The organism is Candidatus Schekmanbacteria bacterium, from assembly GCA_003695725.1.
Taxonomy (GTDB): Bacteria; Schekmanbacteria; GWA2-38-11; order GWA2-38-11; family J061; genus J061.
Genome location: RFHX01000160.1, coordinates 1 through 24,510 on the forward strand (window position 1 = coordinate 1; position 24,510 = coordinate 24,510).

At 37.0% G+C, this 24,510-nt stretch carries 21 protein-coding genes; 16 read left to right on the top strand and 5 right to left on the bottom strand.

From position 1 onward, the window contains the following. Positions 1-139 precede the first annotated feature (139 nt). From mraZ to D6734_06405, 16 genes are read left to right on the top strand one after another with little or no spacing between them, the layout of a single operon-like run. A complete protein-coding gene (mraZ, locus tag D6734_06330; protein ID RMF95052.1) occupies positions 140-607 on the top strand; it encodes a division/cell wall cluster transcriptional repressor MraZ in 468 nt (155 codons plus the stop codon). Positions 608-626: 19 nt separating this feature from the next. Then, a complete protein-coding gene (gene rsmH, locus D6734_06335) occupies positions 627-1,559 on the top strand; it encodes a 16S rRNA (cytosine(1402)-N(4))-methyltransferase RsmH (GenBank protein ID RMF95053.1) in 933 nt (310 codons plus the stop codon). 36 nt (positions 1,560-1,595) lie between these two features. Then, complete coding sequence (locus D6734_06340) at positions 1,596-1,931, top strand: hypothetical protein (GenBank protein ID RMF95054.1); 336 nt, start codon at positions 1,596-1,598, stop codon at positions 1,929-1,931. Positions 1,932-1,937: 6 nt separating this feature from the next. Beyond that, entirely contained in the window at positions 1,938-3,728 is a 1,791-nt protein-coding gene (locus D6734_06345; GenBank protein RMF95055.1) for a penicillin-binding protein, read from the top strand. 32 nt (positions 3,729-3,760) lie between these two features. Then, positions 3,761-5,272: a UDP-N-acetylmuramoyl-L-alanyl-D-glutamate--2,6-diaminopimelate ligase gene (locus tag D6734_06350; GenBank protein ID RMF95056.1), complete on the top strand. Its 1,512-nt coding sequence runs from the start codon at positions 3,761-3,763 to the stop codon at positions 5,270-5,272. Beyond that, positions 5,269-6,684, top strand: coding sequence for a UDP-N-acetylmuramoyl-tripeptide--D-alanyl-D-alanine ligase (locus tag D6734_06355; protein ID RMF95057.1), 1,416 nt, complete (start codon positions 5,269-5,271; stop codon positions 6,682-6,684). The genes D6734_06350 and D6734_06355 overlap by 4 nt, the downstream gene beginning before the upstream one ends. After that, a complete protein-coding gene (gene murD, locus D6734_06360) occupies positions 6,665-8,032 on the top strand; it encodes a UDP-N-acetylmuramoyl-L-alanine--D-glutamate ligase (GenBank protein ID RMF95058.1) in 1,368 nt (455 codons plus the stop codon). The genes D6734_06355 and murD overlap by 20 nt, the downstream gene beginning before the upstream one ends. Next, positions 8,022-9,125, top strand: coding sequence for a putative lipid II flippase FtsW (gene ftsW / locus D6734_06365; protein RMF95059.1), 1,104 nt, complete (start codon positions 8,022-8,024; stop codon positions 9,123-9,125). The genes murD and ftsW overlap by 11 nt, the downstream gene beginning before the upstream one ends. After that, complete coding sequence (murG, locus tag D6734_06370) at positions 9,112-10,227, top strand: undecaprenyldiphospho-muramoylpentapeptide beta-N-acetylglucosaminyltransferase (protein RMF95060.1); 1,116 nt, start codon at positions 9,112-9,114, stop codon at positions 10,225-10,227. The genes ftsW and murG overlap by 14 nt, the downstream gene beginning before the upstream one ends. Beyond that, on the top strand, positions 10,228-11,592 hold the full coding sequence (locus tag D6734_06375; protein RMF95061.1) for a UDP-N-acetylmuramate--L-alanine ligase: 1,365 nt from the start codon (positions 10,228-10,230) through the stop codon (positions 11,590-11,592). Beyond that, the gene (murB, locus tag D6734_06380) at positions 11,589-12,539 is read left to right on the top strand and encodes a UDP-N-acetylmuramate dehydrogenase (protein RMF95062.1); all 951 of its coding nucleotides are present in this window, start codon (positions 11,589-11,591) and stop codon (positions 12,537-12,539) included. Before D6734_06375 ends, murB begins: the two co-directional genes overlap by 4 nt. 2 nt (positions 12,540-12,541) lie before the next feature. Next, positions 12,542-13,471 carry a D-alanine--D-alanine ligase gene (locus D6734_06385; GenBank protein ID RMF95071.1) on the top strand — a complete coding sequence of 310 codons (930 nt, stop codon included), beginning with the start codon at positions 12,542-12,544 and terminating at the stop codon, positions 13,469-13,471. After that, positions 13,449-14,315: an FtsQ-type POTRA domain-containing protein gene (locus D6734_06390; GenBank protein RMF95063.1), complete on the top strand. Its 867-nt coding sequence runs from the start codon at positions 13,449-13,451 to the stop codon at positions 14,313-14,315. The genes D6734_06385 and D6734_06390 overlap by 23 nt, the downstream gene beginning before the upstream one ends. Positions 14,316-14,329: 14 nt before the next feature. Then, positions 14,330-15,622, top strand: coding sequence for a cell division protein FtsA (gene ftsA / locus D6734_06395; protein RMF95064.1), 1,293 nt, complete (start codon positions 14,330-14,332; stop codon positions 15,620-15,622). Between the two features lie 20 nt (positions 15,623-15,642). Then, a complete protein-coding gene (ftsZ, locus tag D6734_06400; protein ID RMF95072.1) occupies positions 15,643-16,836 on the top strand; it encodes a cell division protein FtsZ in 1,194 nt (397 codons plus the stop codon). 48 nt (positions 16,837-16,884) lie between these two features. Beyond that, entirely contained in the window at positions 16,885-18,513 is a 1,629-nt protein-coding gene (locus tag D6734_06405; GenBank protein RMF95065.1) for a radical SAM protein, read from the top strand. Between the two features lie 18 nt (positions 18,514-18,531). Here the strand turns inward: D6734_06405 and gltA are convergent, their stop codons facing one another. From gltA to D6734_06430, 5 genes are all read right to left on the bottom strand, one after another. Then, positions 18,532-19,944, bottom strand: coding sequence for an NADPH-dependent glutamate synthase (gene gltA / locus D6734_06410; GenBank protein RMF95066.1), 1,413 nt, complete (start codon positions 19,942-19,944; stop codon positions 18,532-18,534). Next, the gene (locus tag D6734_06415) at positions 19,941-20,798 is read right to left on the bottom strand and encodes a sulfide/dihydroorotate dehydrogenase-like FAD/NAD-binding protein (GenBank protein ID RMF95067.1); all 858 of its coding nucleotides are present in this window, start codon (positions 20,796-20,798) and stop codon (positions 19,941-19,943) included. Before D6734_06415 ends, gltA begins: the two co-directional genes overlap by 4 nt. Positions 20,799-20,916: 118 nt before the next feature. After that, entirely contained in the window at positions 20,917-21,717 is an 801-nt protein-coding gene (locus D6734_06420; protein ID RMF95068.1) for a hypothetical protein, read from the bottom strand. Continuing rightward, complete coding sequence (locus D6734_06425; protein ID RMF95069.1) at positions 21,714-23,183, bottom strand: LysM peptidoglycan-binding domain-containing protein; 1,470 nt, start codon at positions 23,181-23,183, stop codon at positions 21,714-21,716. The genes D6734_06420 and D6734_06425 overlap by 4 nt, the downstream gene beginning before the upstream one ends. Before the next feature lie 137 nt (positions 23,184-23,320). After that, positions 23,321-24,286: a diguanylate cyclase gene (locus D6734_06430; GenBank protein RMF95070.1), complete on the bottom strand. Its 966-nt coding sequence runs from the start codon at positions 24,284-24,286 to the stop codon at positions 23,321-23,323. Between the last annotated feature and the right edge of the window lie 224 nt (positions 24,287-24,510).

Here is a 24,510-nt window from a genome sequence, read left to right on the forward strand (position 1 = left end):
AAATAACTCATTGATTTATAAAGATAAAAATAGAAGCAGAGGAAAATCATTTTATCTTGACAAAGAATGATTTGAATTATATCCTTCTTGTGTTATGAAGTGGGATGAAATGGGATAAATTTTTCATTTTTTTATAAATATGACTAATTACAAAATTACATCATTTACAGGTACTTATAATCATACCCTTGATGCAAAAGGTCGATTTTCAATCCCCTCCAATTATAGAGAAATCCTTAGAACACAGTATACAGAAGAATTGATGATTTTTCAAAGCATCGGTTACAATTATTTGCTTGCATATCCATTTGATGTTTGGAAAACATTTGAAGTCAAAGTTTCTAAATTAAACCCCTTTGACCCTGTTGAAAGAGAAGTAAGACGAATAGTCCTTTCTACTGTAAAATATTGTCCCTTAGACAAAGCTGGCAGAATACTTCTTCCTCCAGAGCATAGAAAGCATGCAGAGATAGAAAAGGAAGTAACGATAAGAGGAGATTTGAGCGGCTTTGAGATTTGGAGCACTGCAAATTGGATTGAAGTTTCTGAAAGCATTAAGAATAATCCAGAAGTTATAAAATGCGCAGCTAAAATATTTGCAGAGTAGAGAAGTTTAAAAATGGGTTATGGAAGAATATCACATACCGGTAATGCTTCAAGAAGTCGTAGATGCTTTTTTACCTGTCAAAGAAGATGTAATTGTAGATGGGACATTGGGGGGAGGCGGGCATAGTGAAGCAATACTTAAAAATTTTTCAAAGAGCAGAATTATCGGGATTGATGCTGACAAGGACGCTCTTAAATTTTCGTTAAAAAGGTTAGCTCCTTATGCAGGGAGAGCAAGAATCATTTATGGAAACTTTAAGGATATTCGGCAGATTTTACATAAGAAAGGAATTAAAGAAGTGGGCGGTATTTTATTAGACCTTGGCGTATCAAGTCGTCAGCTTGAAAATGAAAAAAGAGGATTTAGTTTTTTGAGAAATGGAAAACTTGATATGAGAATGGATAAGGCAATCAATAGAAGCGCCTATGATTTGGTTAACAGTTTGAGTGAGTTTGAATTAAGAGAAATATTAAAAAAATATGGAGAGGAAAAATGGGCTTCGAAAATAGCAAGAAATATTGTTTCGAAGAGGTCTGAAAAAGCAATAGAAACAACGCAAGAGTTATCACAGATTGTTGTAGATTCCATTCCTGCAAAGTATCAGTCTAAGAAAATCCATCCTGCAACAAAAACTTTCCTTGCCCTTCGAATTGCCGTCAATTCAGAACTTGAAAACCTGAAGACAGCATTAAGAGAAGCTATGTCAGTTTTGAAAAAAGGTGGTCGCCTTTGTGTCATTTCCTACCATTCCCTTGAAGACCGTATAGTAAAGCAATTCCTTTTAGAAAATGAAAAAGGATGTATATGCCCGCCTGAAATTGTCAAATGTGTTTGTGGAAAGAACAGATTATTAAAAAGGGTTACTAAAAAGCCAATAAGGGCATCAAAAGAAGAAATAGAATTTAATCCGAGGGCAAGAAGCGCCCTTTTAAGGATTGCTGAAAAAGTTTAGCCAAGCTTTTTAAATATTTTTCAGGGGAGGAAGCTAATGCGCATCAAGTTATCGAATGCAAGAGTTATATCTGCAGGCAAATCTGTGCATCCTTTGAGGGAAAGCAACGGGTTGTCACTTATTTCTTATTTTTTGATTGTTGCATTCATTGCGGCGGGAATATTTCTTCTGACTTGGAAGCAGATATATGAAATGCGGCTGGGATACAGGATTCAGGAGAAGGAGAAAGAGGTAAAAGAACTTCTTAATGAAAATCAAATCTTAAAGATGAAATTGATGAATTTTTCCTCTCTTGAAAAGATTGAAGACGAAGCAATGGGAAAAATGAAACTTAAAAAACCGGAATTGAATCAAGTGAAAATTATTGAATAAGAAAATATGAAGTTAAAAAAAATTAAAAAAAATACCATAGATATTTCCGGAACGAATGTGGGATTAAATGGTATTAGAAGAAGGATAAAAACCGTTTTTGCATTGATTTGCCTTGTCTTTTTGACAGTTGTAATAAGGGATTTTTATTTACAGACAATAAAAAACGAATTTCTTGCTGAACAAGCGTCCCGGCAATATAGAAGAGAAATAGAAATAAAAGCAAGGCGTGGAAAAATATTTGACAGGAATTATTATAGTCTTGCTGTAAGTGTAGATTGTGATTCAGTATTCGCAGTGCCAAGCAAAGTAGCGGATATTGAATCTACAGCTGATATCCTTTCCCGTCTCCTTTCATTAGATAAAGAAAGTGTTATTAAAAAACTTTCCCAAAAGAGAGAATTTGTATGGATTAAGAGAAAAATATCTGAAGAAGAGAGTGTGAGATTAAGAAGAAGAAATCTCCGAGGGATTGGCTTTATTAAAGAGAGTAAAAGGTTTTATCCACAAGAATGTTTGGCTTCACAATTGCTCGGATTTACCGGCGTTGACAATGAAGGTTTGGAAGGAGTGGAACGGGAATTTGATGAATATATTGCGGGAAAAAGCGGAATAAAAGTTATTACCGAAAAGGATGCAAAGGGAGGAAGTCCTTTTATTTATGAGAAGCCAGTGACAGACGGTGATAATGTTGTATTGACTATTGATAAAAATATCCAGTTTATCGTCCAGAGTGAATTGGAGAAGGGAGTGAAATTTGCAGAAGCAAAAAGCGGGATGGCAATTGTTGTTGACCCTGCAAATGGAGACATTCTTGCAATGGCAAATTATCCCGGTTTCAATCCCAATAAAAGGAATAATTACAGCCCTTCAACTTGGAGAAATCGTATTGTTACTGATTGTTTCGAGCCAGGTTCAGTATTCAAGATTGTATTTGCTTGTGCAGCCATTGAAAAAGGCATTGTAATGCCTGATAGTGAAATCGATTGTTCTCCCGGTTTTATAGTTGTAGGGGGGAGAAAAATTAGAGATTCACATCCTCATAATATGCTTACCTTTACTGAAGTTTTAGAGAAATCAAGCAATGTAGGCTCTATCAAGATAGCTCAGCTTTTAGGTGAAAATGAACTATATAAATATATTAGAAAATTTGGTTTCGGAGAAAAAACCGGGATTCAACTGCAGGGGGAAGCAAGAGGAATATTAAGAAAACCAAAGGATTGGTCTCTTGTTTCAATAGGCGCAATTACTATAGGGCAGGAAATTGCCGTTACACCGCTTCAACTTGCGATGGCTTATTCAGCTATTGCAAATGGAGGTCTCCTTTTAAAACCGAGAATTGCAAAGAGAATTGAGAGTTGGGATGGAGAAATCAAGAAAGTTTTTCCTCCTGTGACTGTAAGAAGAGTGATTTCAGAGAGGACAGCCCATATCCTGAGAGGTATTTTGAAAACTGTAGTATCAGAAGAGGGGACAGCTCATTTGGCAAGGATTGAAGGATTCGAGGTAGCAGGTAAAACTGGCACTGCCCAAAAAGCGGAAAATGGAGCATATCAACCGGGTAAATATTATTCATCTTTTATCGGTATTGTACCTGCTGATGCGCCGCGCTTTGTAATAGCAGTTATTTTGGACGAACCAAAGAAAAATCATTACGGGGGTATCGTTTCAGCTCCAATATTTCGTGAAATAGCAAAAAGGTCACTTCTCTATTGCGGTGTAAAACCACATAAAGAAGATGGCAAATTGAGATTAGTCGTCGCTGATGCAGTAAATAAGAAGGAAGAAAGGAATTTATAAAGATTTTAATCAAGCAATTGAGATTTAAAGAAATGGAAAGAAAATATTTTCTTAAAGATTTGATAAGAGATGCAAAATGTTCATCTTTATCAGAAATAGAATCTGTGATGGTTAGCGGCATAACAGCTGATTCAAGGGAAGTAGAAGAAGGTTTTTTGTTCGTTGCTATAAAGGGATTCAAGAGAGATGGACACGATTACATCAAAGATGCAATCGATAAAGGCGTTTCCGCAGTTTTGGTAGACACTGCTTTTGATGAAACCTCTATTGGTGCAGATATTTTAAAGAAGATTACACTCCTAAAAAGCAAAGATACAAGAGAAAGTTTTGGAATTATTGCTTCCAATTATTTTGGAAATCCTTCAAAAGAATTGAAGCTCATTGGAATTACAGGCACTAACGGGAAAACCACTACTTCATATATATTAAATTCAATCCTTGAAAAAGCCGGCATCGTTTCCGGAATGATAGGAACGATTCTTTACAAAATAGGAGATGAGGAGTTTCCTTCATCACTTACGACTCCTGATGCTTTTACATTGAATAGATTTCTGAGAAGGATGGTAGATAGCGGCGTAACTCATACAATAATGGAGGTGTCTTCTCATTCTATTCGTCTTAAAAGGATTGCAGGATGCAGTTTTTCATTAGGGATTTTTACTAATTTAAGTCCTGAACATTTAGATTTTCATAAGACAATAGAAGAATATTATGAATGCAAAAAATCCTTCTTCAACTATTTAAATGCAAATGATGAAGCAAAAGCAATCGTAAATATCGATGATAAATGGGGAAGAAAAATTGCAAAGGAGTTTAAAGAAAAAGTTGTTACTTATAGCTTTGATAAACCTGAAGCCAATTTCAAAATTCTTTCCTCTAAATTATCGAAATCAGGAATAGAAGGCAGTATCTGCACAGGCAAAGGAGTTGTTAATTTCTCTTCAAATCTTATAGGAAGTTTCAATTTTTCAAACATTTTAGCGGCTACGGCGGCGGCAGTGGAACTTGGTATCTCTCCTGATATTATTGAAAGAGGAATTGAATCACTTGATATTGTGCCCGGAAGATTTCAGAGGATTGAGGGCAATGTAGATTTTGATATTATCGTTGACTATGCCCATACTCCTGATGCCCTTGAAAAACTGTTAACTGAAGCTAAAAAAATGTGCAAGAAGGATTTGATTGTTGTTTTTGGATGCGGCGGCAATAGAGATACGGAGAAAAGACCATTGATGGGAAAAATTGCTTCAAGAATAGGCACAAAAATAATCATAACATCAGACAACCCAAGAAATGAGAATCCTATGGACATTATAAATGACATTCTAAAAGGCATTGATAGAAATAGACGCAACAATATTGAAGTTGTTGAAGACAGAAGGGAGGCAATTCGATATGCAATCGAAAAAGCAGATGCAGGAGATACTATAGTCATTGCAGGGAAAGGGCATGAAGATTATCAGATAGTCGGGGAGAAGATTATCCACCTTGATGACAAAGAAGAAGTATTAAAGGCAATTGAAGGGATTAGGAAAAATAATTGAAGACATATTTGCTTGAAGAAATATTAAAAGCTACCGGAGCAAAAATGATAATTGGGGGAGAAACAAAAAAATTTTCAAGAATCTCTATTGATTCGAGAGACTGCAGAGGCGGGGAGATTTTTTTTGCAATAAAGGGTGAAAAGTTTGATGGAAACGATTTTGTTTTGAAAGCATTGGAAAATGGTGCTTTAGGCGCAGTAGTCTCTGAAACAAATAAAATCGTTCGGGACCTTCCGTTAGAAGGCAGTGTAACAATTCTTGAAACAAGGGATACTTTGACTGCCCTTCAAGACCTTGCAGCCTTTTACCGGGAAAAGGTAAATCCGAAGGTTATTGCAATAACAGGAAGCAACGGGAAGACTACTACTAAAGAGATACTCCATTCAATCCTTTCAAAAAAAGCCTCTGCAATCAAAACCATAGGCAATTTCAACAACCTGATTGGTTTACCACTGAGTCTTTTGAATGTTGATTATGGGTGCAGATTCGCTGTCATTGAGATGGGGATGAGTGTTAAAGGAGAAATAGATAGATTATGCCAAGTGGCAATGCCTTCTGATGCCATTTTAACAAATGTAGCGCTTTCACATTCTGAAAATTTTTCGGACATAACTGAGATAGCAGAAGAAAAGGCCCTGCTTGCCCGTTATGTGGAAGAGAAAAAAGGAAAAGTTTTATGCAATGGCGATGACAAAGTGCTTGTACAAGCAGTCAAAAAGGTATGTAGGAATCCCATTCTTTTTGGTAAAGGCGAAGAATGTCACATTAGAATGTATGACTTGGAGAATGATTTAAGAGGCGTTTCCTTTTCATATAAAGGATTGGGGAAGAAAGGCAGAATAAGACTTAACCTGCCGGGTATTCACAATGCCTATAATTGCCTTGGCGCGATTGCATATTCCATTTTAGAAGGATTTACAGAGAATGAAATAGAAAAAGGTGTTGAAAGCGCTGAAACTTTATCTGGACGGATGTCGGTAAAGGAGCTGCCTTGCGGGATTACTATTATTGATGATTCCTATAATGCAAACCCAAACTCCTTTGAAAAAGCAATCGAGTATTTGAGTTGTCTTGAATGTAGAGGCAGAAGGATAGTGTTAATGGGAGATATGCTTGAGCTTGGAAAATATACTGAATCATCTCATCGCAGTATCGGAAAACTATGTGCTCAAAAGGGAATGGATTTTCTTTTTACAGTCGGAAGAGAATCGCGCTTAGCTGCAAATGAGGCAGTCAGAGCAGGAATTCCTGAAAAAAATGTGTTGTCCTTTGACGATGCTTCTACAGCAGGAGAAGCTCTAAGCAGACTTTTGAACAGAGATGATATCCTTCTTGTAAAAGGGTCAAGAATGATGCGCCTTGAAAGGGCAATAGAGGTGCTTTTAAGGAAGATTGAAGAAGGCAGTGAATAAAGAAATGGGAGATAGAGTCTTGATTGCGGGTTTGGGGAAAAGTGGAGTTGGTGCGATGAGGCTTGCGCTTTCACAGGACATAAAAGTTTTTGCCTGTGAGAAAAAAAGAGCATCTGAATGGGAAAAATGCGGAGAAACAATTCCACCTCAAGTTAAAGTAGAGTTTGAAAGTAACGGCTTTGAACTTCTCGATGAAGTTACTGATGTAATAGTTAGCCCGGGAATTTCATATAAAAGTGATTTCGTCAAAAGAGCAATAAACAAGAAAAAGAATGTTATGAGTGAAATAGAATTTGCAAGCCGCTATACCACTGTCCCAATTATTGCTGTTACAGGCACAAATGGGAAAACGACGGTGACTAAGCTGATTAATGAGATCTTGAGGAAAGATGGCAAAGAGTCTATAGAAGCCGGTAATATTGGCACATCACTTTCAGAAGTTGTATCTCAGAATTTTAAAGGTGATTATATAGTCTGTGAAATATCGAGTTTTCAGCTTGAATTGATTAGCAATTTAAAACCTCACATATCTCTCCTTTTAAATATAACGCCCGACCATTTGGACCGTTACGACTCCCTTGATGAATATGCTGACACAAAGATGAGAATCTTTGAGAATCTCAGCGATGAAGATTTCGGAATAATAAATGCAGATGATTCACTAATAATGACTAAACTTTCAAAATTGAGGGGACAGACTTTTTTCTTTAGCCGAACACAGTCAAAGATAAAAGGGGCTTATGTTGACTCAGGAGAAATTGTCTTTAGGGATTTAAAATTTGCAGAAAATATTATGCCTATTGAGAGGATTAAGATGAAAGGATGCCACAACCTTGAGAATGCTCTGTCCGCAGTTTCTGTTTCTATGATAGTGGATGTGAAAAAGGAAGTTGTAGCAGAGGTCTTGGAAAAATTTCTCCCTCCTTCCCATAGAATGGAAGAAGTGGCTAATATAAACAATGTGCTTTTTATAAATGATTCAAAAGCCACGAATATTGATGCATTGAAGAGGGCATTGGAAGGAATTGAAGAGAAAGTCATTTTGATTGCAGGAGGCAGGGATAAGAATGGTGATTTTGCTTCAATCACAGATGAAGTTAAGTCTTCTGTACGACTTATCATTGCCATTGGTGAAGCGGCAGGAAAAATTGAGAAAGCATTTTCTGATATTGTTGAGGTATTTAGAGCAAAAACTTTGGAGGAGGCTGTAAATAAGGCATATAGGATAGCCAGGCCGGGAGAAGTAGTACTTCTTTCTCCGGGTTGCGCAAGCTTTGATATGTTTGATTCCTACGAGCATCGGGGTGATGAATTTAAAAGATGTGTGAGGAAACTTTATGAAAATTGATGAGAGGGGAAAATCGGATAAATTAATACTTTTTACAGCCCTTCTGCTTTCTGGGATTGGAGCTATAATGGTTTACAGCGCAAGTGCCATTATGTCACTTGAAAAATTTTCAGACCCCTATTTCTATTTCAAAAAGCAGCTGCTCGCAATCATCATAGGGACAATTTTGATGGTTTGCGCAATGAATTTCAATTACAAAAAATATTACAAGTTAGCAATTCCTTCGCTTATGTTTGCAATAGTGCTTCTTATTCTTGTTTTTATACCCGGAATTAACGAGACAGCAAAAGGTGCAACACGATGGATAGCTTATAAGTCTTTAAGATTTCAACCTGCCGAATTTATGAAATTTGCTCTTATTCTTTATGCGGCAAGATATATTTCCAAAAAAGGAGATAAATTGAGCGATTTTACGAAAGGAATCCTACCTTTATCAATAGTATTTGGCATTGTAGCAGTTCTGATTATGAAACAACCGGATTTTGGGACAGTAATGATAATGGCTATTGTACTCCTCATTATGCTGTTTATTGGCGGTATGAATTTAAAATATCTCTTTAGTCTTATGGCAGTTATAACTCCGATGGCTATTTTTGCAGTGCTTTCTGAGCCATACAGAATGAAACGAATCACTGCTTTTTTGAATCCATGGGAATATCCTCGTGATTCAGGATTTCAGCTTATTCAATCTTTATATGCCTTTGGAAGAGGAGGAATTTTTGGTGTTGGTTTTGGAGAAAGCCGCGAGAAACTCTTTTATCTTCCCGAACCTCATAATGATTTTATTCTTTCAGTTGTAGGAGAGGAGATTGGAATGCTTGGTGTCATCACAATAGTGGGACTCTTTTTCATCTATGTCTATCGGGGATTTAAAGTTGCAATGAATGTAGATGATACATTTGGAGCTATGTTGTCTGCTGGAATAGTTTCTCTCATTGGGATTCAAGGACTAATTAATATGGCAGTAGCATTGGGGTTGTTTCCAACAAAAGGTATAACACTGCCTTTTATAAGTTATGGCGGTTCATCGATGATTTTTATGATGTTTTTAACCGGTGTCCTTCTCAATATTTCAGAAAATGCAAGAAGATAATGTAAAAGCTCTCATCGCAGGCGGCGGAACAGGAGGACACATTTATGCGGGAATAGCAATTGCAGAGGAGATAAAAGAAAGATGGAAGGGAGCAAAAATACTTTTCGTGGGTGCAAAAAGAGGGCTGGAATCAAAGATTCTTCCATCAACTGGAATAGATTTTGAGCTTATAGATTCATTAGGAATAAAAGGGAAAAACTTTAAAGAGATGGTAAGGGGAATAAAACAGATTCCTGTTAGCATTATGGATTCAATAAAAATTTTGAGGACTTTCAAGCCAAATTTTGCTGTAGGAGTGGGTGGATATAGCTCAGGTCCTACAATTGTATCTGCTTGGATTTTAGGAATTCCCTCTATCATACTTGAACAGAATCTTTATCCGGGGACGACAAATAGAATACTTGGAGGATTTGCGAAATTTATAGCTGTAAATTTCAGAGATTCACAAAGGTATTTTCCCAAAAGGAAGACAATATGTGTAGGCAATCCGGTGAGGAAGAATCTTCTCAAGATATCACGAGAAGAAGCGCTTAAAAAGTGGGATTTAGACATCAATCTTTTTACTCTTTTTGTTTTCGGTGGAAGCCAAGGTGCAAAATGCTTTAATGACCTAATGCCTGCAGTTTGTTCCCTTTTGGAAAAAGCTGGTAAGAAAATTCAGATAATACATCAAACCGGTGAAAGTGATTTTGAAAGAGTAAAAAAACTCTATGAAGAAAGGAAACTATCAAATGTAGTAATAAAATCTTTCATAACGGATATGGGCGATGCCTATAGCGCAGCAGATATCGTTATTTCACGGGCAGGTGCTACAACATTGAGCGAGCTATGTTCTTGTGCAAAAGCTTCCCTATTGATTCCCTTCCCCTATGCAACAAACAACCATCAGGAATATAATGCTCTTTATATGCAAAAAGAGGGGGCAAGCATTATGGTAAGGGAAAGGGAGGCAACGCCTGAGAGGATTTCACAACATATTGCTGAGCTTATGGAAGATAGAGGAAGAATCAGGAAAATGGAAGAGAATGCAAAAAAACTTGATAGGCCAAATGCGGCAAGAGAGATAGTTGAACTGTGTAGATCATTAATAGGACAAAGATAAATGTATAAGAAGAACTTGAAAATACATTTTGTTGGAATTGGCGGAATCGGAATGAGCGGGATAGCTGAGCTTTTGATTAATCTCGGCTATCAAATTTCTGGCTCAGATATAAGGAGAAGTCCTACAACTGATAGATTAAAAAAGCTTGGAACCAAGATATTTTTGAAACACAGGGCAGAGAATGTAGAGGGAAGCGATCTCGTTGTCATAAGTTCTGCCATAAAAGAGAACAATCCTGAACTCATTGCTGCAAAGGAGAAAAAAATAACAGTTTTGAAAAGGGCAGAAATGCTGGCTGAATTGATGAGAATGAAATACAGCATAGCAGTTTCCGGCTCACATGGAAAGACTACGACAACCTCTTTGATTGCCGCTGTCTTAGAAAAGGGAGGGAAAGATCCGACAGCCATTATAGGAGGTAAACTTTTAAGCACAGGGAAAAATGCAGAGTTAGGACAGGGTGAATTCATAGTTGCAGAAACTGACGAAAGTGACGGCACTTTTTTACGGGTCAATCCATCAATTGCTGTTGTAACCAATATAGACAAGGAACATCTTGATTTTTACGGAAGTGAAGAAAATTTAAAGGAAAGCTTCACTCAATTCATAAATAAAGTGCCATTCTATGGCGCTGCCGTGGTTTGCATAGATGATGAAAATATACAAGAGATTATTCCGTCCATTGAAAAGAGAATGATTACTTATGGATTCAACTCGCAAGCTGATTACAGTGCAGAGATTAAGGAAGTAAATAATTTTTCTACATACTTCGAGCTTTTTGAAAAAGGCGATAAGAAAGCAAAACTGAAAATTAATTTATCAGGCAAACATAATGTTTTAGATGCTCTCGCGGCAATTGCTGTTGGTCGGGAATTGGATATACCGTTGAAGAGAATTGTTGAGGCGCTTGAAGGATTTGAAGGCATAGAAAGACGTTTTCAGAAAAAAGGAGAAAAAAGAAAGATTATCGTTGTTGACGACTATGGACATCATCCAAATGAAATTAAAGCAACCTTGTCGGCAGCAAGGAAGATGTGGAAGGGAAAAATTGGAGTCCTTTTTCAACCTCACCGCTATTCGAGGACATCATTACTTTTGGAAGACTTTTATAAAGCATTTTATGACTGCGATATTCTTGTTGTCACCGATATTTATCCTGCAGGCGAATCGCCTATTGAGGGAATAAGCGCAGAAAAGATAGCAGAAGGAATAAAAAGTCACGGGCACAAAAATGTGGCTTATATAAAAGACAAGAAAGAGATTATTTCATTCTTTTCCAAGGCGCTGAGTGAAGGGGATATGTTTATAACATTAGGCGCTGGAAATGTCTATGAAGTAGGAGAGGAATTTTTAAAAGGAAAATGAGATTAAACTTGGTTAGAGAAGAATTTCATAAAGATTTTGCTGAAGTTTTTGAAGGGCGAGCATTGTTCAATGCTTCTGCATCGAATTTTACCACATTCAGAACAGGAGGCCCAATTTCAGTGGTGCTTTTTCCATCAAATGAAGATGAGATAAAGAAAGCTTTGGAGCTTTGCGACAAATGGAGGTTGGAATTTATTGCTTTGGGCAGCGGTTCGAATGTTCTTTTTTCAGATAAAGGGTTTGGCGGAGTTGTCATTGTACTGTCAGAATGTTTCAACAGGTTTTCATATGAATCAGAAATTGGCAACGATGTTTATGTATCGGCACAGGCAGGCGCATTTCTACCAAAGATGGTTTCGGAATTTGCAAAGAAAAACATTGGAGGAATTGAGTGGGCATGCGGAATACCGGGCACTGTGGGTGGTGCTGTTGTCGGCAATGCAGGAAGTTTCGGCTATTCCATAATGACGAATGTCGAAAATGCAAAAGTAATAAAAAAGAGCGGCAAGATACATTTGATTGAGGCAAGTGAAATAGAATCCGGCTATAGATTTTCTTCAATTGGACAAGACGAAATAATCACTAATATAACGCTGAAATTGACAAGAATTGGAGAAGGAGAAGGTGAAAAGAAGATTGAAGAATATAGAGAAAGAAGAAAAAGGACGCAACCCTATTTGGCTCAATCAGCAGGGTGTATCTTCAAAAATACTGAAAAGATTTCAGCAGGAAGATTAATCGATGAATGCGGGCTAAAAGGGAAAAGAGTAGGTGATGCAGAAGTTTCTTCAAAACATGCAAATTTTATTATCAACAAGGGTAATGCAACTTCCACGAATATATTGGATTTAATGAAGGAGATAAGGGAAGAAGTTTATAGAAAAAAAGGAATAATGCTTGAGCCAGAAATAAAGGTGATAGGAGAAGAAATAGAGTGGAAGAACTAACAATAAAAGATAAAAAAGTGGGCGTCCTTATGGGAGGCAATTCGCCTGAAAGAGAAATTTCCTTGAAAACAGGAAAAGCAGTTTTGGATTCCCTTCTGAGACAAAAGATTGAAGCTGTTGCGATTGACCCTGCAGAAACTTTCATTGAGAAGATAAAAGAAGAAAAAATAGATGTAGCCTTTTTGGCACTTCATGGAGAAGGTGGAGAAGACGGAGTTATACAGGGTTTTTTCGAAACAGTAGGTATTCCCTATACAGGAAGTGGAGTTTTATCGAGTGCAATAGCAATGGACAAAGATATATCGAAAATCATTTTTCAGGCATCAGGGATACCTACTCCTGAGTATTTGGCTATTAGAACTGAAATGAAGAATTCAGTGGAGGAAATAGTAAAAAAAAAATTTACCTGTCCTCTTGTTGTAAAACCGGCTTCTGGTGGTTCTACAATAGGAATAACGATAGTTCGAGATATGAGAATGCTTAGAGAAACAATAGAAGAAGCTTTCAAATATGATGAAAAGATTATCGTTGAAGAATTTATAGAGGGACGAGACCTAACGGTGGGAGTGCTTTTTGGGAAAGCATTGCCTGTAATAGAAATAAAGCCAAAAAGCGGATTCTATGATTATGAGGCAAAATATAAGAAAGGAATGACAGAATATCTATGTCCTGCTCCACTTTCTAAAGAAGAGGAGGAAAAATGCGCCAAATATGCCCAGATGGCAGTTGAAGCACTTAGCTGTAAAGGTGCGCCGAGGGTTGATTTGAGAATTGACAAAGACGGACAACTCTTTGTCTTAGAAGTGAATACGATTCCGGGAATGACGGAAACAAGCCTTTTACCTATGGCTGCGGCAAAGGTGGGAATTGATTTTGATTCCCTTGTTTTAAAAATTTTGGAGGAAGCTTGTGAGAAGAGTAAAAAGAAGTAGAACTCTTCGTGACCAGCGTGTCAACAAAAGGGTAAAACACACCGGAACAGCAAAAAGGAAGAAAAACACTATAGCTCAAAAGAGCATATTTTCCCTCAACATAATGCGTTATGCCGCAGTTCTCTTTTCCCTTTTCTTGGTTACTGTCTTTCTTAAAGAATATGTTGTTAATCTTGCCTCACTCGGTAAACCCACAATTTCTATAGAAGGGAATAATGTAATAGAAAAGAATAAGATTTTAAAAACCGCTGGAATTGAAGATAAAAATTTTCTCTTTATCAGCCCCCATAAGGTAGTTGAGGATTTAATGAAAATTCCTTGGATTAAATCAGTTTATGTAAGGAAGAAACTTCCCAATTCAGTTTTTATAAGTATCCAGGAAAGAAAACCTTTTGCATGGCTTGAAAACAACGGACTAAAGCTGATTGATGAAAATGGTGTAGTGCTCACTCCTCAAGAGGATGCCTCTGCACAGGAAAGAAAGGTGATAAAAGGATTTATATCTGACCGCAACTATACTGCAGGAGAAAAGGTGAAAGAAGAATTCCTATACGAAATAATAGCAATGCTAAAGGATATTAAAAATTACGCTCCATGGTTCTACAGTAGAATATCATTGCTTGATGTTTCTGATAAAGACAACGCTATCTTTGAAATGAAAGGATTACCCTGCAGAGTTTATTTAGGCAGGGGTAATGTACATGAAAAGATGGACAATTTCAAGAAAGTACTTGAAGAAATTGATAACAATGAATTGGCTGATTTTGCTGTTTTTGACCTTAGATTCAAAGACAGAGTAGTTGCAAAACCAATAGAGAATGAAAATTCTTCGAAGAAAAGTTGACAATAATCAAATGAATGAAAAGAAAAATGACTTCTATCATAACTTTTTGGGAATGGGTAAAAAAATTAATCTTTATTATATTGGAGAGAGTTATGGGTAAAAAAAACAATCTTATAGCAGGGCTGGATATCGGCTCATCAAAGGTTTGCACCCTAATTGCGCATCTAAATGAAGAAGGAGGCTTCGAAATTATTGGTTATGGAGAAACTCCTTCAAAAGGTTTGAAAAATGGTGTCGTCGTCAACATTGAAAGCACTGTAGAGGCAATTCAAAAAGCAGTTGAAGATGCAGAAGTGATGGCTGGTGAAGAAATCGACAATGTTATTGTAGCCATTGGAGGACCGCATATCAAGGGTCAGAGCAGTCATGGTCTTGTCATAATCAATGACAAGGAGGTCAAGAAAAAGGACAAACAAAGGGTAATTGATAATGCTACGGCTGTTGCCATACCTCGCGATAAGGAGATCATTCATGTCATTCCACAGGAATATATAATTGATGATCAAGGCGGGATCAAAGATCCTGTAGGACTTGCAGGTGTGAGACTTGAAGCAAAGGTGCATATTGTAACTGGGGCAACAACTTCAATACAAAATGTAGTCAAAAGCTGCAACAAAGCCGGCTTGGAGATAGAAGAGATAGTTTTACAACAACTTGCTTCCGCAGAAGCCGTTCTTACCGAAGACGAAAAAGAATTAGGAGTCGCTTTAATTGATATAGGAGCAGGAACCACTGATATCGCAATCTTTTATAATGGAAGCATAAAATTTTCATCTATGTTTGGTCTCGGAGGTGACCATATTACGAATGATATAGCAGTGGGTTTTCATATCTCTAAAAAAGAAGCGGAGAATATGAAAATTAAGCATGGCTGCGCCTGTTCAGAATTAGTCAAGAGTGATGAAATGGTAAAAGTCGAAAGATTGGGCGGCAATGAGAATGTACCAGTTTCCAAAAAGATTCTAAGCGAAATAATTGAACCGCGCGTAATGGAAATACTCTCTATTGCAAAGCAGGAAATAAAAAAATCAGGAGTGGGTGAATTAATAGCATCAGGCATTGTGCTTACAGGAGGGACGACACTTCTTGAGGGCATAGATAAAATAGCTCGTCAGGTATTTCCTGTGCCTGTAAGATTAGCTTCACCCGGAGATGTAGGCAGTGGAATAGTAGAAAAAGTAAAAAACCCCGCTTATGCAACAGTGGTGGGGCTTTGTCTTTATGGGACAAAAATGGATAGAAATTATGCGGTTTCATCGAGCAGTTTTATGAAGAATGTTATTAATTGGATACAAGAATTTGTATAAGAAGAAAGGGGGGTAAATTAATGATTGAATATAATAACGAGATAAAGAAAGCAAAAATAAAGGTTATCGGCGTAGGTGGATGCGGCGGCAATGCTGTAAATACGATGATACATCAACAGCAAATTACAGGTGTCGAATTTATAGCAGTAAATACAGATGTGCAGGCGCTTGAGTATTCAAAAGCGGAATATAAGGTTCAAATAGGAGAAAACATAACGAAGGGTTTAGGCGCAGGCGCAAAACCTGAGATAGGCAGAAAATCAGCAATGGAGGACATTGAAAAAATCAAGGAGATATGCAGTGATACTGATATGGTTTTTATCACTGCAGGAATGGGAGGAGGCACAGGCACTGGCGCGGCGCCGGTAATTGCACAAGAAGCAAAGGAGAAAGGAGCGCTTACCGTGGGGGTTGTTACGAAACCCTTTATAATAGAGGGAAGAAAAAAGATGAGAATTGCAGAAGAAGGTATCGAAGAGTTGAAAAAATCAGTTGATAGTTTGATTGTAATACCTAATCAGCGATTGATGGCATTGGCAGGAAAGAATCTCTCTATTGTTGAGGCATATAAACTCGTAGATGATGTGCTTCATCAGGCGGTGCAGGGGATTTCAGATATAATAGTTAAGCCCGGGCATATTAACATTGATTTTGCCGATGTAAGGACAATTATGTCCATAAGGGGAAGAGCGATAATGGGCACAGGAATATCTGAAGGAGGAGATGGTAGAGTTATTGAGGCAGTGCAAAAAGCCATATCAAGCCCCCTTATCGAAGAAGGAAGTATAGAAGGAGCTAGTGGCGTCCTCGTGAATATTACAGGCAGCAGCAGTTTAACGCTCAATGAAATGGAAGAAGCAATGAAGATAATACATGATTTAGTTGATCCTGATGCTGAGATTATTACGGGACATGTTATTGATGAGAGTGCAAAAGAGCAGGTAAAAGTAACTGTTATTGGAACCGGATTTGATGTGGAAGGTAAAATTGAAAAAATTGAGATACAACAGCCTCCAGTTGAAATTCCTGAACCAGTAATGGAAAGTGAAATAATTCCTATGGACGATGAGAATAAAAATATTCCTGCTTATATAAGATTTAAGAAAAGGAACAAATTATTAAAAAAGGATGAAGAAAAGGAAGTTAAAAGCTCAAAGAAAGTCAAAAAAAATGACTGGTCAACACCGGCTTTTTTCAGGAGAGGTGCAGACTGAATACAAAACTTTTTTTAATCATTATTAATTTTAAGAATCATCTTTAGGATGAAAAATCCTTTAACTATTTACCGCCAAAGGATTCTTTCGGTTGAGAAGGGTCGATATTTACTCAATCCTGAGGGTAAAGTAAAAAGTATTGTCGTCTATCCAAATTATTATAGGGTTGGTTCATCTAATCTTGGTTTTCAAAGTGTTTATGGAATTTTAAATGAGAAGAGAAATATAATATGTGATAGGGCTTTCCTTCCAGATAACGATTTGGAAGAATGGTTTGAAAAAAAAGGCAATTATTTACATTCTTTGGATACTTTTAAACCGATAAGGGATTTTCAGCTCATTTTTTTTTCCATATCCTTTGAGAATGACTATCTTAATGTTTTGAAGATTATAAAATATTCCGGTCTCGATTTACTATCTAATCAGAGAGATGAGAATACTCCTCTTATAATTGCAGGGGGAATTGCTGTATCAGCCAATCCTGAGCCTATCGCTGATTTCATCGATGTCTTTCTTTTGGGAGACGCAGAAGTTTTGCTAAATTCTTTTTGTGAGGAAATAATAGATGCAGCAGGAGGAGAAGGGAAAGAGTTTTTTTTAAAAATTTTTAAAAAATTAAAAGGCGCATATATTCCCAATGATTCAATAAATATGGAATCTGAAAGAAAGGTTGAGGTGAAGAGACTCCAAAATATGGAAGAATCCTCTTCTTATTCAAGAATTATTTCGCCTCTAACTGAATTTTCTTCAATGCATCTGGTTGAAATGTCAAGAGGATGTGCTTCATCGTGCAGGTTTTGTCTTTTGGGGAATTATTATGGGAAACCCAGAATGAAAAGCATTGACAAGCTCTTTGAGCATATTGATTCTCGCCTTCTTTACACTCATAAAATAGGATTGATTAGCTGTTTCATTGGCAGAGGAGACTATATAAACAATCTTTCAAAAGGAATAAAAGAAAGGAAACTTTCTGCTTCTTTTTCATCCATCAGATTTGAAGACCTGAATGATGAATTTGTTAAACTCATTGCAGAAAGTGGCCAGAAGACTGTAACTCTTGCACCTGAATGCGGTGATGAATCATTAAGAAATAAAGCAGGTAAACAAATAGAAGATGATGTCATAATTAAGGGGATAATTTCTTTGGCAAAAGCAGGTATTAGAAGCATCAAACTTTACTTTATGATTGGATTTCCCGGTGAAACAACTGATGACCTCAAAGCAATCTATAAACTTGTCAAGAAGATCAACAATGAAGGAGAAAGAAATAATTTAAATTTTCAAATTTTCATCAGCGCATCATCCTTCGTGCCGAAAGCATTCACTCCTCTACAATGGTCGGCAATGGAAGATGAAAGAAGATTAAAGGAGAAGATATCTCTTTTGAGAAATTTATTTGCAAAGATAAATAATGTGAGGTTCAATTGCGACCTTCCAAAATTCGCAAAGATACAAGCGTTATTATCAAGAGGCGACAGAAAAGTGGGAAGAATACTGCAGAATGCCTTCAGTTATAAGGGAGATTGGCGAAGGGCAATGCGGGAGAGTGATGTAAATGCCGATTACTATGTTTATCGAACAAGGAAAAAAGATGAAATATTTCCTTGGGATTTCATAGATACAGGCACGAAGAAGAGTGACCTATATGCTGTTTATGAAAAGTATTTTAAAAACTGAGCTGGCTTTAAAGTGAAATTACTTTAGATATTCATTGATTGAATTAGCGGCAACTTTCCCGTCACCCATTGCAAGAATAACTGTTGCACCACCTCTCACGATATCTCCGCCTGCGAAAACGCCCGGTTTACTCGTTGCGCCTGTTTTAGGGTCGATTGTTATATTGCCGTATCGATTTGTTTCTATTCCTTTAGTTGTCATAGGTATTAACGGATTAGCACCATTCCCGATTGCAACTACGACTGTATCAACTTTTATGGTGAATTCTGAACCTTCAATTGGCACAGGCCTTCTTCGTCCGGATTCATCGGGTTCTCCAAGCTCCATCTTTATACATTCTATTTCTTTGACCCATCCTTTTTCATCTCCAATTATTCTCAAAGGATTGTTGAGGAGAAGAAATTCAACACCTTCTTCTTCAGCATGCTTTATTTCTTCGATTCTTGCGGGCATTTCAGCTCTTGAACGGCGATAAATAATGTATGAATGTTCTGCTCCAAGTCTCTTGGATGTCCTTACGGCATCCATTGCGGTATTCCCTCCGCCTATAACTGCAACATTTTTTCCTCGAAAGATAGGTGTATCATATTCCGGGAATAAATATGCTTTCATCAAATTATTGCGCGTAAGATATTCATTGGCAGAATATACACCGTTGAGGTTTTCGCCGGGAATGTTCATAAAGTAAGGCAATCCAGCACCTGAGCCAATAAATGCGGCATCATACCCATTGGAAAGAAGTTCATCCAAGGTTTTTGTTTTTCCAATCACAAAATTGTTTACGATTTCTACTCCAAGCTTGCTGACATAATCAATTTCAACCTGAAGGATCTTCTTTGGTAGACGAAACTCGGGAATGCCATAAATTAAAACGCCGCCTGATTTATGGAGGGCTTCAAAAACAGTTACCTGATGCCCCATCTTTGCAAGCTCACCAGCTACTGTTAATCCTGAAGGTCCTGACCCTATGACAGCTACTTTTTTCCCCGTTGGTTTTGGAAGAGGTGGTATCTTTATCTCACCCATTGCCATTTCGAAATCTGCGGCGAACCTTTCAAGATTCCCTATTGCTACCGGCATACTCTTTTTTGAAAGGACACAAACTCCTTCACATTGTTCCTCTTGAGGGCAGACTCTTCCACACACAGCAGGCAATGAGTTTTTTTCTTTTATCTTTCGAGCGGCTTCAAGATATCTTCCTTCTGCAATCAAATTTATAAAGGCAGGTATGTCGATACCAACAGGACATCCTTGAACACACATAGGTTTTTTACACTGCAGACAGCGCTTAGCTTCCATTATTGCCATTTCTTCAGCTAAGCCGAGGTTGACCTGCTCAAAATTTTTGTTCCTCACATTAGGGTCCTGCTCAGGCATCGGCTGCCTTTCAATCTGCATTCTTTCTTTTGGTGTAAGATTATTTTTGCTCATTTTACTTTAGACTCTTTCTCCCAACATTTTTTGTGGTCATTCATCATTTCAAGAGAAATCTTTTCATTTTCTCTATAAAAGCTTTGTCTTTTTGAAAGTTCGACGAAATCAACCTGATGTCCGTCGAATTCCGGGCCATCAACACAAACAAACTGAGTTTTGCCGCCTATTGTTACACGGCATGCCCCACACATACCTGTGCCGTCTACCATAATAGGGTTCAAGCTCACAATGGTTTTGATATTATGTTTAGCTGTAATGTCGCATACCGCCCTCATCATAGGCACAGGACCAACTGCAAATACTATATCAATCTTTTTTCCTTCATCTATTAGCTCTTTTAAGACATCAGTTACAAGTCCTCTTCTAACATAACTGCCATCATCAGTTACTATATGAAGCTCATCTGATATTGAGCGAAGCTCATCTTCCATAAATAAGAGTTCTTTTGACCTGAATCCCATTATAGAACTTACATAATTTCCACATTCTTTTAAAGCTTTTCCAAGGGGATATACTACAGCAATACCAAGTCCTCCTCCTATGCACACGGCATTTCCGAAATTTTCTATATGTGATGGTTTGCCAAGCGGTCCCACAAGACTGAGAATTTTATCGCCCTTTTCAAGAGCATTAAATTTTCGGGTCGATTTGCCTACACTTTGGCAAATTAATGTGATAGTGCCCTCTTCAGGGTCAGCATCTGCAATTGTAAGGGGGACCCTTTCACCCTTTTCATCGATTTGAAATATTATGAATTGTCCCGGCTTTCTTGATTGAGCAATATGGGGAGCCCTAAATTTTAACAAGCTCACAACTGGAGAAAGTACTCTCTTTTCTATTACTTCAAACATAATCAATCATCGTCCTTAATAATCATCGATTCAGAGAATTAAAAATATTAAGAGCGTTGCTTATAGACAAGAGAAGTGGCTTTTGTCAAGGATTAAAACTCTCTCAAGCGATTATAAATTAAGAAAAAAAGTTTGTTTCTTTTAGAATATTACCCAATCTTTCAATACTTTTAAAGACATTTTCGGGTGAGTGGGCTTCTATCGTCAGAATTGGATTTTCGATTTTTTTAGTGAGTTTAAAAAGTGTCATAAAATTAACATTACCATTTCCAATGGCATCATGGTCATCGCTTTTTCCACAGTTGTCATGTAAATGCATTTCTTTGAGATAAGGCAAAGTTGCATTGACCCAATCCTCTAAAGATATAGATGAGAATAAATTGAAATGTCCTGTATCGAAGCATAATCGAAAATTTTCATTTTGGACTTTTCTACAAACTTCAATGATTGTTGAAGGATTATCTTCAAAAACATTCTCAAGACAGATTGTAATATCATCAAAGGGGCGTGAGTTAAGGATTTCTTCCCAAGTTTCGACGCTTTTTTCGATCCACTTTTCTTTTGCCGATGCGAAGCGCCATTTATCATAGCCGGGGTGGACAACTACTGAAAGAGGATGAAAATAGGCAGCTGCATCGAGAACTTGTTTGATTCGAAAGATGCTGATTTCTCTAATCTTCTTATCTATTCCTCCCGGACTTAAATCCATAAAAGGAGCATGGAATGTTGTTTTTATTCCATTTTCATAAAGAATAGTGCTTATCCTTTTGAAATCTGAGTCATTTGAATTATCAAGAATGTCCGCCTTGAAATATATTTCAAGATTCATCTTTTTTTCTATTATATATTTGCTGAATGTCTCAACATATTCGAATGGAATGTGAAAGAAGATAGGATTGTCGGAATTCTTCTTGTTCATTGTGTTTCCTTTAAAACTGGTATTTTCAGTTTACCGCCTATCTTGAGAGGGGAGTCTTTGTCGATTCCATTAATGAGGGCAAGCTCTTTAACCTTGTCTTTATCATTAAAAAATTTCTCCGCTAACGATTGCAGGGTATCACCTTCCTTGACTGTATAAATTATTATTCTTCTATTTTTAAAAAGCGATGATTCTTTTTTAGTCATAGCCCTTAATGTGCTAAAGGTCTTTTTAAAGTATGGAATTGCTTCGCTGTAGTCTTTTTTTAAGGCAGTTGCAATAATTGCAAAACCTGTAGCCCGCCTTACAAAAAAGACAATTTCAGTCTGTGCCTTTCCCTTTTTCAATCTTGAATTGTAAAGAGCATAAAAAGCATTGATCCCTCGGTAGTTGACATTTTTACCATTTATTCTTTTTGCTCCTGTTTCCAATTCCCATTTTTGTGCAAGTTGTTCGGGCTTGATTGCGGCACGGAGGTTTATTTTCATCAGCGCAATATATATCTCTTTTTGAGGATGTTTTTTTGCAAAGAGATAACGGCTTTCTTTAGATTCCCATCCTTGTGGCACAGCTATTGAAAATCTATAGTAGGAATTCCTGTAAATTGGGCCATCAAATATACCTGCCTTTTCCCCCGGCCCATAGATGAGCCCTTCTATTTTTGAAAGATATTCATCTCTTCCCTCAAAATAGGTTGCCTTGCCTGTATCACTGATGATTTTTTCTGCAAGGGCAGTAGCTTTTTCGATTCTTATCTGTGTATCCGGATGAGAGGCAAATAAACCATGGTAAACAGGCTTTCCTTCTTCATTCATTTTTAAGTGCTTAAGAAATGCCGGGACAGCTTTGGGATTATAACCCGCCCTTTCGTTGTATCTCACCCCTAATTCATCAGACTGAAGTTCAAAATCTCTTCCATAGCCGCTCTGGATAGCTGCAAAAATAAAATCAGATATCTGTGACCATTGTTGTGCTTCAGGATAAATTATGGAGGCGCCTGCTGCTATTATTTTGTATGTTAGCGCCTTGCTTATCTGTTGGGCGCTGTGTCTTGCCGCAACATGGCCTACTTCATGTCCCAATACTCCTGCCATTTCAGCTTCGCTGTTTATTTGAGCCAATATCCCTCGTGTTATATAAACATAACCTCCGGGAAGGGCGAAGGCGTTTACTTCAGGTGAATCTACAACAGTAAAATGATAATTGATATCTTTCCTGTCGCATACTGATGCTATCTTTTGCCCAACTTTGTCGATGTATTGCTGAATTGCTTCATCTTCATAGTAGCCATATTTTTCAGTTATTTCTACATCTGCCTTTTTTCCAATCTCTACTTCTTGCTCAGTGCTTATAAACATTAAATTCCATTTTCTAGTAACGGGGTTGATGGCACAGGTAAGAAAAAGGAATGAAAAAGAGAAAAGAATCAGAAAGTTGAACAGGCATTTTTTTCTTTTATTCGTCATTGATATTCTAATCTCTTTCAAAGCAGATTTTTATTAGTTTGACAGGAGACTTTTATCATAAAGTGATTATAAAAAAAATTTTTTTTCATCAATGGTAAGTTATCAAGAAAGGAAAATTGCTGTTTTTTGCCTTTGATTTAGCCTTTTTTCTTTTTTGATTTTTTTTTATCTTCCCAAAGAACGATCGCATTTCGTCCTGAGTGTTTTGCCTGATATAATGCTCTATCTGCTTTTTTTATTAGCTCTTCCTTGTTTTCAGCATCTTCAGGGAAACCGGCGATTCCTATACTGACAGTTACTTCTAACTCAGACAAGTATTTCTTTTTTTTAAAGGCTTTTCCGATTTCACTCCTGATTCTTTCAGCAAAGGGTAGGGTGTTTTTTTTCTTAGTTTCAGGTATGATTATGGCAAATTCGTCTCCTCCATATCTTGAAACCAAATCAGTATTACGGGAGACATTTTTTAAAGTATTTGCTACATCCTTTAAAATTTCATCTCCTTCCTGATGCCCTTTTTTATCGTTGACTTCCTTGAAATTGTCGATATCGAGCATTAGGAGTGAAAAATTCTTTTTATATCGTGATGAACGTGAGATTTCATTTTCCAAAAGTTCATTGAAAAATCTAAAGTTTGATAATCCTGTTAATCCATCTACTCTTGAAAGATTTTTGTAATATTCCGCTTCATTTGCTTTTTTCAAAAGAAGCCGCCTTTCAATGGCTTTTCTAACGATGATTTGTGTGAGATCAGGATTGACAGGTTTCAGCAGATAATCATATGCACCTTTTTTCATTGCGGATATTGCTACATTTACATGGTCGGACAGTGTTGTAGCAATTATATCACAGCCCGGTTTTGCATTATTTATACAGGTAAGCAATTCTTCACTTTTGTTTCCGGGAAAGTCCATCGACAAGATTATAAGACTGAAATTGTTTTTTCTAATAGCTGATAATACGCCGTCAACAGTATTGGTACAGGTAACTGAAAATTTGTTTTTTGTAAGGATCTTTTTCAAATAATCAGCTGATTCCTCTTCACTTTCAACTACAAGTATCTTATCAGGATTAGGAGACATTCTTCCTTCCTTATCAATTTTCATCCAAGCTAACAAAAAAATAATAACTTCTATAGAAATTCATTGCTATTTTAGTATGCTAATAATTCTGTTATCAAGCATTTTTTGTTTGTGAATAATGGTAATGTCAATTTTTATGAGTCAATGAGAAAGGAGGGACAGTATATTATTTATGTTTATGCAAATTTCACTGCGCTGTTATTATTATCCCTTACAATTAGTTTTATAAAACAAAAGATGCTGTAATC